Annotated in this window: 13 protein-coding genes; 10 read left to right on the top strand and 3 right to left on the bottom strand. The window is 72.9% G+C overall.

What is annotated here, in order from left to right; translation table 11 throughout:
• Positions 1 to 4: 4 nt before the first annotated feature.
• From ACIRB7_RS17300 to rfbB, 9 genes are all read left to right on the top strand, one after another.
• Complete coding sequence (locus tag ACIRB7_RS17300) at positions 5 to 1,381, top strand: MFS transporter (RefSeq protein ID WP_403598763.1); 1,377 nt, start codon at positions 5 to 7, stop codon at positions 1,379 to 1,381.
• Positions 1,353 to 2,096, top strand: a complete 744-nt coding sequence (locus ACIRB7_RS17295; RefSeq protein ID WP_403598760.1) for a 4'-phosphopantetheinyl transferase family protein — start codon at positions 1,353 to 1,355, stop codon at positions 2,094 to 2,096. Before ACIRB7_RS17300 ends, ACIRB7_RS17295 begins: the two co-directional genes overlap by 29 nt.
• Positions 2,093 to 3,667: an acyl-CoA carboxylase subunit beta gene (locus tag ACIRB7_RS17290; RefSeq protein ID WP_403598758.1), complete on the top strand. Its 1,575-nt coding sequence runs from the start codon at positions 2,093 to 2,095 to the stop codon at positions 3,665 to 3,667. Before ACIRB7_RS17295 ends, ACIRB7_RS17290 begins: the two co-directional genes overlap by 4 nt.
• Before the next feature lie 8 nt (positions 3,668 to 3,675).
• A complete protein-coding gene (locus ACIRB7_RS17285; RefSeq protein WP_403598755.1) occupies positions 3,676 to 3,924 on the top strand; it encodes an acyl-CoA carboxylase subunit epsilon in 249 nt (82 codons plus the stop codon).
• A 62-nt stretch (positions 3,925 to 3,986) separates the two neighbouring features.
• Entirely contained in the window at positions 3,987 to 4,472 is a 486-nt protein-coding gene (locus ACIRB7_RS17280) for a nuclear transport factor 2 family protein (protein ID WP_403598754.1), read from the top strand.
• The gene (locus tag ACIRB7_RS17275) at positions 4,472 to 5,887 is read left to right on the top strand and encodes an NDP-hexose 2,3-dehydratase family protein (protein ID WP_403598751.1); all 1,416 of its coding nucleotides are present in this window, start codon (positions 4,472 to 4,474) and stop codon (positions 5,885 to 5,887) included. The genes ACIRB7_RS17280 and ACIRB7_RS17275 overlap by 1 nt, the downstream gene beginning before the upstream one ends.
• Positions 5,884 to 6,975: a Gfo/Idh/MocA family protein gene (locus ACIRB7_RS17270; RefSeq protein ID WP_403598749.1), complete on the top strand. Its 1,092-nt coding sequence runs from the start codon at positions 5,884 to 5,886 to the stop codon at positions 6,973 to 6,975. The genes ACIRB7_RS17275 and ACIRB7_RS17270 overlap by 4 nt, the downstream gene beginning before the upstream one ends.
• Positions 6,972 to 7,841 carry a glucose-1-phosphate thymidylyltransferase RfbA gene (gene rfbA / locus ACIRB7_RS17265; protein ID WP_403598746.1) on the top strand — a complete coding sequence of 290 codons (870 nt, stop codon included), beginning with the start codon at positions 6,972 to 6,974 and terminating at the stop codon, positions 7,839 to 7,841. The genes ACIRB7_RS17270 and rfbA overlap by 4 nt, the downstream gene beginning before the upstream one ends.
• 51 nt (positions 7,842 to 7,892) lie before the next feature.
• Positions 7,893 to 8,861, top strand: coding sequence for a dTDP-glucose 4,6-dehydratase (gene rfbB / locus ACIRB7_RS17260; RefSeq protein ID WP_403598743.1), 969 nt, complete (start codon positions 7,893 to 7,895; stop codon positions 8,859 to 8,861).
• Positions 8,862 to 9,104: 243 nt separating this feature from the next.
• Here rfbB and ACIRB7_RS17255 read toward each other — a convergent pair whose 3' ends face one another.
• The 3 genes from ACIRB7_RS17255 to ACIRB7_RS17245 form a co-directional block, all read right to left on the bottom strand.
• Positions 9,105 to 9,278: a CsbD family protein gene (locus ACIRB7_RS17255; protein ID WP_351218292.1), complete on the bottom strand. Its 174-nt coding sequence runs from the start codon at positions 9,276 to 9,278 to the stop codon at positions 9,105 to 9,107.
• A 59-nt stretch (positions 9,279 to 9,337) separates the two neighbouring features.
• Positions 9,338 to 9,565, bottom strand: a complete 228-nt coding sequence (locus ACIRB7_RS17250) for a hypothetical protein (protein WP_403598740.1) — start codon at positions 9,563 to 9,565, stop codon at positions 9,338 to 9,340.
• Positions 9,566 to 9,658: 93 nt separating this feature from the next.
• On the bottom strand, positions 9,659 to 10,243 hold the full coding sequence (locus ACIRB7_RS17245) for a hypothetical protein (protein ID WP_403598737.1): 585 nt from the start codon (positions 10,241 to 10,243) through the stop codon (positions 9,659 to 9,661).
• Between the two features lie 331 nt (positions 10,244 to 10,574).
• Between ACIRB7_RS17245 and ACIRB7_RS17240 the strand changes: the two genes are divergently transcribed.
• Positions 10,575 to 12,125, top strand: coding sequence for a vanadium-dependent haloperoxidase (locus ACIRB7_RS17240; protein WP_403598734.1), 1,551 nt, complete (start codon positions 10,575 to 10,577; stop codon positions 12,123 to 12,125).
• The last annotated feature ends 90 nt before the right edge of the window (positions 12,126 to 12,215 follow it).

Raw genomic sequence — 12,215 nt, 5'->3', positions numbered from 1 at the left:
GCTCATGGTGAAGGCCCGATCGAACACCTTCCGCTCCCTGTCCGTCCGCAACTTCCGGCTGTTCGCCGCCGGACAGGTGGTGTCGGTGGCCGGCACCTGGACGATGGTCGTCGCCCAGGACTGGCTGGTCCTCGGCATGACCGGCGACTCGGGAACGGCCCTCGGGGCCGTGACCGCCCTCCAGTTCACCCCGATGCTGCTCCTCACCCTCTACGGCGGCCGGCTCGCCGACCGTCACGACAAGCGGATGCTGCTGACCCTCGCCAACCTGGCGGCCGGGGCTCTCGCCCTGGTCCTCGCGGTGCTCGTCCTCACCGGCACGGTGCGCCTCTGGCACATCTGGCTGCTCGCGCTCGGCATCGGCATCGTCAACGCCGTCGAGGTCCCCACCCGCATGTCGTTCGTCGGCGAACTGGTCGGGAACGAACTCCTCCCCAACGCCTCCGCCCTGAGCGCCGCGTACTTCAGCGTCGCCCGGGTCGCGGGACCTGCCCTCGCCGGACTGCTCATCACCGGCTTCGGCACCGGCTGGGCCATCGCCCTCAACGCGGTCAGCTACCTCGCCACCGTGGCGGGGCTGCGCATGATGCGGCCGGAGGAGAACCGCGGGGCCACCGCCGGGGGACGGGGCGTACGCCGGGACGCGCGGGTCATCGACGGCCTGCGCTACACGGCCTCCCGCGCCGATCTCACCCTCCCCATGGCCCTTGTCGCGGTGATCGGCCTCTTCGGCATGAACTTCCAGCTCACCCTGCCGCTGCTCGCCAAGACCGTCTTCGACGCCGACGCGACCTCCTTCGGGCTGCTCACCACCGCCTTCGCGGCGGGCTCCCTGCTCGGCGCCTTCGCCGGCACCCGGCGCAGCGGTCGGCCGGCCGCCCGTACCGTCATCGCCTCGGCCCTCGCCTTCGGGGTCCTGGAGACGGCGGCCGGCTGGGCGCCCGGCTTCCTCGCGGCGGTCGGCCTGCTCACGCTCACCGGTTTCGCCTCGATCTACTTCGCCCAGGCGGCGAACCACCGGATCCAGCTCGGCAGCGATCCCCGTTACCGGGGGCGGATCCTCGCCCTCTACACCCTGATCCTTCAGGGCTCCACCCCTCTGGGAGCCCTGCTCGTCGGCCTGCTCACCGAACGGTTCGGCGGCCGCGCGGGTCTCTGGCTCGGCGGCCTGGTGTCCCTGGCGGCCGCCCTCGCCGCCCTCGCCTTCGAGTACCGGAGGACACGGGTCCGCCCCCTCGGAGGCGCCGCAGGTGCCACCCGCGCCGCGGCCCCCGAGCCCGGCCCCGGCCCCGACTCCGACCTCGACGCCCGCCCACGCCCCGATTCCGACTCCCACGAAAGGCTGGTCCGCGATGTCGCTCCTGAGGGTCGCGGACGATGACCTCCACCTCTGGACCCTGCGCCCGCCCCCGGCGGACTCCGCCGCCGCCCGCGCCCTCGCGACCGGGGAGCTCGACCACGCGGAACGACGCCGGGCGGACGCCTACGTACGGCCCGGCGACCGGGTCCAGTACCTGGCGGCGCACCTCGCGCTGCGCCGGGTCCTCGCCCCGTACACCGGCGTCCCCGCGTGGCGGCTGCGCTTCGGCAGGGAGGCGGCGGGGCGGCCCGTGCTGCTCGGCGTACCCCGCGCGCCCTCCTTCTCGCTCTCGCACAGCCACGGCCTGGTGCTGCTCGGGGTGGCACGGCGGCCGGTGGGGGTCGACGTGCAGCGCGTCCCGCCGTACGCGACCGCCGAGCTGTGCCGCGGCGCGCTCCACCCGGCCGAGCGGGAGGAACTCGCGGCCCTCCCAGAGCCCCGGCTCGCCGAGGCCTTCGCCCGGCTGTGGACCCGTAAGGAGGCCTACCTGAAAGGCCTCGGCACCGGCCTCGCCCGCGGCCTCGCCGCCGACTACCTGGGGGAGTCCGGACGGGACGGCGCCCGGCGCCCCGCCGGCTGGGTCGTCCTCGACCTGGCGGGCGGGCCGGACCACGCGGCGGCCGCCGCACTCCGTACCGACAGCACACCACGGGTCACGACGAGGGAAGTGCGGCCCGAGGACCTGACCAGCACGACGCACGACACGCACACCGAAAGGGGAGTGGGAAGCGCATGACCACGACGTCCACGGCCGTAGGAGCCCTCGCGGACCGACTCACCGAACTCGGCCGCCTCCGGGAGCTGGCCCAGGAGGGCCCCGATCCCGGCGCCACCGAACGTCAGCACGCCAAGGGCAAACTGACGGCCCGTGAGCGGATCGGGCTGCTGCTCGACAAGGGAAGCTTCACGGAGATCGAGCAGCTCCGCCGGCACCGCGCGCAGGGCTTCGGTCTTGAGGCGAAGAGGCCGTACACCGACGGTGTGATCACCGGGTGGGGCACGGTGGAGGGCCGGACGGTCTTCGTGTACGCGCACGATTTCCGGATCTTCGGCGGCGCCCTCGGTGAGGCGCACGCGACGAAGATCCACAAGATCATGGACATGGCCATCGCGGCCGGGGCTCCGCTGGTCTCCCTGAACGACGGCGCGGGCGCTCGTATCCAGGAGGGCGTCTCGGCGCTCGCCGGGTACGGCGGCATCTTCCAGCGCAACACCCGGGCGAGCGGAGTGATCCCGCAGATCTCGGTGATGCTCGGTCCGTGCGCCGGCGGCGCCGCGTACTCGCCCGCCCTGACGGACTTCGTGTTCATGGTCCGTGAGACCTCGCAGATGTTCATCACGGGTCCTGACGTCGTCAAGGCGGTCACCGGCGAGGAGATCACGCAGAACGGCCTCGGCGGCGCCGACGTCCACGCGGGCGTCTCCGGCGTCTCCCACTTCGTCTACGACGACGAGGAGACCTGCCTGGCCGAGGTCCGCTACCTCCTGTCGCTGCTCCCGCAGAACAACCGCGACCTGCCGCCGATCGCACCCAGTTCCGACCCGGTGGACCGGCCGGGCGACCGCCTCCTCGACCTCGTCCCCGCCGACGGCAACCGTTCGTACGACGTCCGCGAGGTCGTCGAGGAACTCGTCGACGACGGCGAGTACATGGAGGTGCACGGGGCCTGGGCCCTCAACCTGGTGTGCGCCTTCGCCCGGCTCGACGGGCACGTCGTCGGGATCGTGGCGAACCAGCCGGCCGCCATGGCGGGCGTCCTCGACATCAAGGCCTCCGAGAAGGGGGCGCGCTTCGTGCAGTTCTGCGACGCCTTCAACATCCCGCTCGTCACCCTCGTCGACGTCCCCGGCTTCCTGCCCGGCGTCGGCCAGGAGCACGACGGCATCATCAGACGCGGCGCCAAGCTGCTCTACGCGTACTGCAACGCGACCGTGCCCCGGATCTCCGTCGTCCTGCGCAAGGCCTACGGCGGCGCGTACATCGTCATGGACTCGCGCTCGATCGGCGCCGACATCGCCCTCGCCTGGCCCACCAACGAGATCGCCGTCATGGGCGCCGAGGGCGCCGCCAACGTGGTCTTCCGGCGCGAGATCGCCGCCGCCGACGACCCCGAGGCCATGCGCCGCCAGAAGATCGAGGAGTACCGCGAGGAACTCGTGCACCCCTACTACGCGGCCGAACGCGGACTCGTCGACGACGTCGTCGACCCGCGCGACACCCGCCGGGTGCTGTGCCGGTCCGTCGCCATGCTCGCCGCCAAGCACGCCGACCTGCCGCGCCGCAAGCACGGCAACCCGCCCCAGTAGGAGGCCCGATGACCGCCCCCGCCCACTCCGCCCCGTCCGACCCCTCCTCCCACCTCGTCGGTGTCGTCCGCGTCGAGAAGGGTGCGCCGAGCCCCGAGGAACTCGCCGCCGTCACCGCCGTGCTGCTCGCCCGTACGCAGGAGCCCGCGACCACCGCCCCTATGTCCCGGCCCGTCGCCGGCTGGCGCCGCCTTGAGCGGGCCGGCGGCTTCCAGGGGCCCCGCACCTGGCAGTCCACGGGACCGAACCACCGCTGACCTCCTGACCCACCGATCCCTGCCCCGCGCCCCCTGACCCACGACCGACAGAGGCCGACACCATGACATCCACCGCAACCTCCTCCTCACTCGACGAACTGTGCCAAGCCGTCAGGACGTTGACCGACCGCGCCGAGATAGCCGAGGTCTGCGACCGGTACGCCGCGCACCTCGACAGGAACCGGGGCAGCGACCACTGGTTCGACTCGGTCTTCACCGACGACGTCCACCTCGTCTTCCCGATGGGCGAGTACACGGGCTTCGAAGGTTTCGCCCGGTTCCAGCAGATGGCCCGTACGACCTTCGCCCGCACCCACCACATCAGCGGGGCGTACGCGATCGAGCTGGCCGGCGACGAGGCCGAGGTGCGCGCGCATCTCACCGCCTTCCACGTCCGCGACCCCGCCGTGCCCTCGGCGCACTTCGCCATCGGCGGCCACTACGACGCCCGGGTCGTCCGCACCCCGGCGGGCTGGCGCATCCGCTCCTTCACCTTCGACCTGGTCTGGAACGCGGGCGAGGCCCCCGGGGCGAAGGGACACTCCTGATGACCACGACCACGACCACGACGGCTGCCTCCCTCACCCCGCGCGCGCCCGCCGGCCTCGCCGAGCGGATCGCCCTCTCCGCCGCCACCACCCGGGGCGCCCACCTGTCGACCGAGGACTTCCACGCCTGGCTCGACGGACGCCGCCGCGCCCACACCTTCCGCGTCGACCGGGTCCCCTTCGCCGCGCTCGACGGCTGGTTCTTCGAGGAGGACGGCGGCAACCTCGTCCACCGCAGCGGCCGGTTCTTCAGCATCGAGGGCCTCCATGTCGTCGAGGAGGGCGGCCCGTACGGCGACGGCCCGTACCGCTCCTGGCACCAGCCCGTCATCAAACAGCCCGAGGTCGGCATCCTCGGCATCCTCGCCAGGGAGTTCGACGGCGTCCTGCACTTCCTCATGCAGGCCAAGATGGAACCGGGCAACCGCAATCTGCTCCAGCTGTCGCCGACCGTCCAGGCCACCCGCAGCAACTACACCAAGGCGCACCGCGGCGGCGACGTGAAGTACATCGAGTACTTCACCAGCTCCGAGCACGGCACCGTCATCGCGGACTCCCTCCAGTCCGAGCACGGCGCCTGGTTCTTCCGGAAGTCCAACCGCAACATGATCGTCGAGGCCGCCGGCGAGGTCCCGCTCCTGGACGACTTCTGCTGGCTCACCCTCGGGCAGATCGGTGAACTCCTGCACCGGGACAACGTGATCAACATGGACGCGCGGACCGTGCTGTCCTGCGTGCCGTACGAGGACACCGCGGCCGGCGCGCTGCTCTCCGACGTCCGTCTCCTCTCCTGGTTCACCGGCGAACGTTCCCGCCACGACGTACGCGCGCGGCGCGTCCCGCTGCGGGACCTGCCCGGCTGGAAGCGCGGCGAGGAGACCATCGAGCACGAGGAAGGCCGCCACTTCAAGGTCGTCGCCGCGTCCGTGCAGGCCGGGAACCGTGAAGTCACCAGCTGGACACAGCCGTTGATCGAGCCGGTCGGTCTGGGTGTCGCCGCCTTCCTGACCCGTGACTTCGACGGTGTCCCGCACTACCTGGTGCACGCCCGGGTCGAGGGCGGCTTCCTCGACACCGTCGAACTCGCCCCCACCGTCCAGTACACGCCCGGGAACTACGCCCACCTGCCGGCCGACGAGCGCCCCCTCTTCCTCGACCACGTCCTCGGCGCCGCCCCCGCCCGCATCCGCTACGAGGCCGTGCACTCCGAGGAGGGCGGCCGGTTCCTCAACGCCGAGAGCCGCTACCTCCTGGTGGACGCCGACGAGGAGCAGGCCCCCGCCGACCCGCCGCCCGGCTACGCGTGGGCGACCGCCGCCCAGCTCACCTCCCTCACCCGGCACGGCCACTACCTCAACGTCCAGGCCCGCACCCTGCTCGCCTGCGTCCACGCCCGGGCGGTGCGGACCCGGTGAGCGCCCCCGAACGGCCGGGGAGCACTCCCGTACCCCCGGTGCACACCCCCGCGCCCCTGCGCATCGGCGTCCTCGGCTGCGCCGACATCGCCGTCCGGCGCATGATGCCCGCCATGGCCGCGCTCCCGGAGACCGAGGTCACCGCGGTCGCCAGCCGGGACCCGGTGAAGGCCGCCGCCGCGGCCGCCCCCTACGGCGCGGCGGCGGTCCCGGGCTACGAGGCCCTGCTGCGGCGGGACGACGTCGACGCGGTGTACGTACCGCTGCCGGCCGCCCTCCACGCCGAGTGGACCGAGGCGGCCCTGCGCGCGGGCAAGCACGTCCTGGCCGAGAAGCCGCTCACCACCGACCCGGAGAGCACCGCCGCCCTGCTCGACCTGGCCGCCGCGTCGGGGCTCGCGCTGATGGAGAACGTGATGTTCGTGCATCACCGGCTCCACACGGACGTCCGCAAACTCGTCGCGGACGGGTCCATCGGTGAACTCCGTGCGATGCACGCCTCGTTCGGCATCCCGAGACTGCCCGGCACCGACATCCGGCACGATCCGGAGCTCGGCGGCGGCGCCCTCGGCGACGTCGGCGTCTACCCCCTGCGGGCCGCCCAGCACCTGCTCGGCGACGATCTCGACGTCCTCGGCGCGCACCTCGTCCGGGGCGCCGGCAGCCGGGTCGAGACCGCCGGCGGGGCGCTGCTCGCCACCCCGGGCGGGGTGACCGCGCACATCGCCTTCGGCATGGACCACGGTTACCGGTCGGCGTACGAGCTGTGGGGCAGCGAGGGCCGTCTCGTCGTCGAGCGGGCCTACACCCCGCCGGCCGGCCACCGCCCGGTCGTGCGCCTGGAGACCCGTACCGGCGTCGTGGAACACGTCCTGGACGCCGACGACCAGGTCCGGAACACGGTCGCCGCGTTCGCCGCCCTCACCGCGGCCGTACGCGCCGGGCGCCCCGTCACCCAGGACCGGGAGGCGCCGCTGCGCCAGGCCCGGCTGCTCGACGCCGTACGCCGCCACGCCGCCCCGACGCCGCACCTTGAACGCCGCCCCGCCCCCCACGAGGCTGGGAATCCCACGAGGAGAGAACTGTGAAAGGCATCATCCTGGCCGGAGGCCACGGCACCCGGCTGCACCCGATCACCCTCGGCACGTCCAAGCAGATGCTGCCGGTCTACGACAAGCCGATGATCTACTACCCGCTCTCGGTGCTCATGCTCGCCGGGATCCGGGACATCCAGATCATCTCGTCGCCCGACGACATCGACAACTTCCGTCGACTGCTCGGGGACGGCTCGCCGCTGGGCATCTCGCTCAGCTACGCCGTCCAGGCCGAGCCGCGCGGCCTCGCCGAGGCGTTCATCATCTCCGCCGACCACATCGGCGACGACTCCGTCGCCCTCGTCCTCGGCGACAACATCTTCCACGGCCCCGGCTTCTCCGCGATCCTCCAGGAGAAGGCCCGGAACGTCGACGGCTGCGTGCTCTTCGGCTACCCGGTCCGCGACCCCGAGCGGTACGGCGTCGGCGAGGTCGACGCGGCCGGACGGCTCCTCTCCCTGGAGGAGAAGCCCGCGCACCCCCGCTCCGACCTCGCGATCACCGGGCTCTACTTCTACGACAACGGCGTCGTCGACATCGCCAAGAACCTCACGCCCTCCGCGCGCGGCGAACTGGAGATCACCGACGTCAACCGCGTCTACCTGGAGCGGGGCAAGGCCGAACTGGTGTCCCTCGGGCGCGGGTTCGTCTGGCTCGACGCCGGAACCCACGACGCGCTCACCGAGGCCGGCCAGTACGTGCAGATCCTGGAGCACCGCCAGGGCGTCCGGCTCGCCTGCCTTGAGGAGGTCGCCTGGCGCATGGGCTTCATCGACCGGGAGGCCTGCCTGCGGCTCGGCGAACAGCTCGCGAAGTCCCCGTACGGCCAGTACGTGATGGAGATAGCCCGCGCCGGCTGACGCTCCCGTCACCACCCCTCGTCCACTCGACACGCTCCTCGGAGGAACGCCATGAGGACCCTCGTCACAGGCGGCGCCGGATTCATCGGCTCCCACTACGTCCGCTCCCTGCTCGCGGGGGAGTACGGCGGCGACGGCACGGACACCGTCACCGTCCTCGACAAGCTGACCTACGCGGGGAACCGGGCCAACCTGCCCGCCTCCCACGACCGGCTCGCCTTCGTCCGCGGCGACATCTGCGACCTGCCGCTGCTGCTCGACCTGCTCCCCGGGCACGACGCCGTCGTCCACTTCGCCGCCGAGTCCCACGTCGACCGCTCCCTCGACTCGGCCGCCGAATTCGTCCGCACCAACGTCCTCGGCACCCAGACGGTCCTGGAGGCCGCGCTGCGCACCGGCGTCGAGCGGCTCGTGCACGTCTCCACCGACGAGGTGTACGGCACGATCGACGAGGGCTCGTGGACCGAGGACTTCCCGCTGCTCCCGAACTCGCCGTACGCCGCCTCCAAGGCGAGCTCCGACCTGGTGGCCCGCTCCTACTGGCGCACCCACGGACTCGACCTGTCGATCACCCGCTGCTCCAACAACTACGGGCCGTACCAGCACCCCGAGAAGCTCATCCCCCGGTTCGTGACGAACCTCCTGGAGGGTCTCCCGGTGCCGGTCTACGGCGACGGGCGCAACGTCCGCGAGTGGCTGCACGTCGACGACCACTGCCGGGCCCTGAACCTCGTCCTCAACCGGGGCCGGGCGGGCGAGACGTACAACATCGGCAGCGGGAACGAGCTCAGCAACCTCTCCCTGACCGAGCGCGTCCTCGACCTCTGCGGCGCGGACCGCTCGATGATCCGGTACGTCGAGGACCGCAAGGGCCACGACCTGCGGTACTCGCTCTCCGACGCCAAGATCCGCGAGGAGCTCGGCTACACACCCCTGACGTCCTTCGAGGACGGCCTGCGCCGGACCGTGGAGTGGTACCGCGACCACCCGGACTGGTGGAAGCCCGCCAAGGAGAGCTGACACGGGCGGGCGGTCACGTGGAGGCGGGGGGGGGGGGGGGGGGGGGGGGGCGCGCCCCCCCCCCCCCCCCCCCCCCCCCCCCCCCCCCCCCCCCCCCCCGCGGCGGGGGGGGGGCCGGGGGGGGGGCCCCCCCCCCCGGCGGGGGGGGGGGGGGGGGGGGGGGGGGGGGGGGGGGGGGCCCGGCGGGGGCCCCCCCCCCCCCCCCCCCCGCCTCCAGGTGACCCGACGCCTGACCCGACGCGCTCAGTGCTTGAGCGTGTCCTTGGCCTTCTGCGCCGTCTGCTTGGCGTCGCCCTTGGCCTGCTCGGCGCGACCCTTCATCTCCAGGCTCTCGTTGCCCACGGCCTTGCCCGTGGCCTCCTTGGCCTTGCCCTTGGCGGTCTCTGCGGCGTTCTTCGCCTTCTTACCGGCGGACATCCGACACCTCCTGGTCTGTCTCTCTCATCCGTGCGACTTCCCTGGATCCCGGCACATACTCACGGGTGCGGCTTCCGCTGCTCCTCGCGGCCGATGCCGGGGCCCTGCCGCTTGGCGGAGCTGCCGTGCGCGTCCTCCGCCGAGGTCTCCTCCCGGCGCAGCGTCGCCTCCTCCGCCTGGCGCCGTGCCTCCGTGTCGCCCGCCTCGCCCTCGGCCCCTGACGGTGTGGTCCGCGGGGGCTCCTGCCGACGGTCCTGCTCGCTGCCGTGCCTGTCGTGGTGGCTCATGGTCCTCTCCCTGACGCCGCTCGTACGCGCCCCGGTCGCCGCCGGTGGCACGAGGTGCTGCTGCCCGGCGACGCCCGGCCGAAACGCCGTGTCTCAGGACCTTTCGGGCAGCTCCTGAGCTGTGGCCGGGCGACCAGGGCGGGTCGGGCGGCGGGGGTGGGTCGTCACCACCACCACGCCCGCGAGCAGCACCACGTTCTTGACGACGAACTCGCCCACCAGGGTGAGCAGCAGCGGGTTGGCGTGGACGAACGCCACCGACGGCGTGAGGACGAGCACCGCGAAGGTGCCGCAGAGGTGGGCGGCGAGCACCGGCAGGGCCACCGCGCGGGCACGCCCCGACATCAGCCAGAGGCCGAGCGCCACCTCGCCCCAGCCGAGCGCGGGCACGAACCAGCTCCCGGCGGGGAACGGCACCACCGCGACGACGAGCGCGGCCGCCGGGCTGAGCCCGATGACCTTGAGCACCCCGAACCAGACGAAGACTCCGCCGAGGCCGGCCCGGAGCGCGCCGAGGCCGTAGTGGTGGAGCCGGGGCGCGAGCCGGTCGAAGAGGCCGAGGGGCGCCGACGGGCCGGAGCCCGGCGCGCCGGACGCCGGGGAGCCGGGGGCCTCCGGTGCGGGCGCCCCCGGTGTGGAGGTCGTGGCGGCAGCTGTCACCTGGGAGGAAACGGTCATGCGCGGGCATCTCCATCACGAGTCGACGCGGGGGCCGGGCGGGGCCGGGCGGGGCGGATCGAGGCCGAGTGGGGCGGAGCCGGGCGGCGGACCGCTCGGATCGCGCCGAAATCACGGCAGGAGGGTCGGACGCCGTGGGGTCACGCTAACCACGTCCCGAGCACCCCCGCGACGCCCATCGCTTCCTTGCATACCTGCGATGGAAGAAGTCGATCGGGCGTTGCCGGACGCGATCAAATCTCGCCAGCCTGAGCAGTGTTCGAGTTTGTGTTTGATCCACAGGCCCGGACCGCGTCCATCCGCTCCCGGCACCATGCGAAGGAATCCACGGATGTCCCACCGACCCGCCGCCCCCGCCTCCACCACGACCCCCGCGGCCCGCACAGCCCTCACCCGGCGCCGGGTACTCACCACGTCGGTGGCCGCGGCCGGGGCGCTCGCCCTGCCCGGCACCGCGGCATGGGCCGTCCCCACCAGCTTCGAGGCGGAGACCCGCACCGGCCGCCGTGCCCCCGGGGCGGTCGCCGACCCCAGTGTCGTCATCCGCTGGAACCAGGCCGCGATGGACGCGATCCTCGGCCGCTACCAGGCCGCCGGCAACCGCTTCGGCCCCGCCACCGTCAACGCCCGCGCCCTCGCGATCATCCACAACGCGATCTACGACGCCTGGGCCTGTTACGACCGCTGTGCCGTCGGCACCCGCTTCGGCGGCGCGCTCCGCCGGCCGCGCTCCGAGCGCACCCTCGACAACAAGAACGAGGCCATCAGCTACGCGGCCCACCTCGCCCTGCTCGACCTGTACCCCGAGTACAAGGTCGCCGTCGACAACATGCTGCGCTCCCTCGGCCACGACCCCGAGCTCACGAACCCGCGCCGCAACAGCCCCGCCTGGATCGGCCGCCGCACCGCGCAGGCCGTCCTCGACTACCGGCACGACGACGGCGCCAACCAGCTCGGCACCCCCGCGTACGCCGACACCACCGGCTACCAGCCGCGCAACACCCCGCAGGTCGCGGGCGCCTTCGACCCGGCCACGATCACGGACCCGGCGCACTGGACCCCGCTGATCGTCGGCGGCAGGACGCAGCGCTACCTCACCCCGCAGTTCGCGGTGATGAAGCCCTTCGCCCTGACAAGCCCCGACCAGTTCACGGTCCCCGCCCCGCCGCCGTACCCCTCCGTCCGGATGACCGCCGCCATCGAGGAAGTCCTCGACATCAGCGCCAACCTGACGGACGAGCAGAAGGCCATCGCCGAGTTCTGGCTCAACGACGACGTCACCCCGCCCGGCGCCCAGCAGATGTGGGGACGGTACGTCTCCGCCCGCGACGGCCACGGTGTCGACGAGGACGCCCAGATTTTCTTCGGCCTCAACATGGCCGAGTGCGACGCCGCCATCGGCTCCTGGGCGGTCAAGCGCGACTACGACTTCGCGCGGCCCTCCACCCTCATCCCGTTCGACCGGCGGGGCCGGCAGATCCGCTCCTGGGGCGGCCCCGGCCAGGGCACCGTCACCATGGACGGCCTCGACTGGCAGGCGTACGTGGCCGTCCCGCCGTTCCCGGCCACCGTCTCGGGACACAGCACCTTCTCCGGCGCCGCCGCCGAGTTCCTGCGCCGCTTCACCGGCTCGGACTCCTTCGGCGACTCGTACCGCTTCAAGGCGGGCGCCTCCACCGTCGAGCCCGGCCTCACCCCGCGCACCGACGTCGTCCTGCACTGGCCCACCTTCAGCGAGGCCGCCCGGCAGGCCGGCATCTCCCGGGTCTACGGCGGCATGCACTGGAGCTTCGACAACGAGCCCGGCATCGAGATGGGCCACCGCATCGGCAGGGTCGTACACCGCCAGGCCATGCGCTACTTCGGCGGCACCCACCGCTGACCCGCCGACGGGAGCGACCCGGCGCCGTGCCGTGCCGTGCCGTGCCGTCCCGGCACCGGCCGGCACCCCGCCTCCACCCCCGTCCGCACC

Source organism: Streptomyces sp. NPDC093795 (genome assembly GCF_044764665.1).
Lineage (GTDB): Bacteria > Actinomycetota > Actinomycetes > Streptomycetales > Streptomycetaceae > Streptomyces.
Note: the sequence above shows the minus strand (reverse complement) of the source record. Positions and strands in the feature narration are given on the sequence as shown.

Bases quoted from the DNA above. Each gene is read 5' to 3' on its own strand.
- ACIRB7_RS17275 (WP_403598751.1), top strand. From the start codon at position 4,472: ATGACCACGACCACGACCACGACGGCTGCCTCCCTCACCCCGCGCGCG.
- ACIRB7_RS17295 (WP_403598760.1), top strand. From the start codon at position 1,353: ATGTCGCTCCTGAGGGTCGCGGACGATGACCTCCACCTCTGGACCCTG.
- ACIRB7_RS17250 (WP_403598740.1), bottom strand. From the start codon at position 9,565: ATGAGCCACCACGACAGGCACGGCAGCGAGCAGGACCGTCGGCAGGAG.
- ACIRB7_RS17285 (WP_403598755.1), top strand. From the start codon at position 3,676: ATGACCGCCCCCGCCCACTCCGCCCCGTCCGACCCCTCCTCCCACCTC.
- ACIRB7_RS17280 (WP_403598754.1), top strand. From the start codon at position 3,987: ATGACATCCACCGCAACCTCCTCCTCACTCGACGAACTGTGCCAAGCC.
- ACIRB7_RS17240 (WP_403598734.1), top strand. From the start codon at position 10,575: ATGTCCCACCGACCCGCCGCCCCCGCCTCCACCACGACCCCCGCGGCC.
- ACIRB7_RS17300 (WP_403598763.1), top strand. From the start codon at position 5: ATGGTGAAGGCCCGATCGAACACCTTCCGCTCCCTGTCCGTCCGCAAC.
- rfbB (WP_403598743.1), top strand. From the start codon at position 7,893: ATGAGGACCCTCGTCACAGGCGGCGCCGGATTCATCGGCTCCCACTAC.
- ACIRB7_RS17245 (WP_403598737.1), bottom strand. From the start codon at position 10,243: ATGACCGTTTCCTCCCAGGTGACAGCTGCCGCCACGACCTCCACACCG.
- ACIRB7_RS17290 (WP_403598758.1), top strand. From the start codon at position 2,093: ATGACCACGACGTCCACGGCCGTAGGAGCCCTCGCGGACCGACTCACC.
- ACIRB7_RS17255 (WP_351218292.1), bottom strand. From the start codon at position 9,278: ATGTCCGCCGGTAAGAAGGCGAAGAACGCCGCAGAGACCGCCAAGGGC.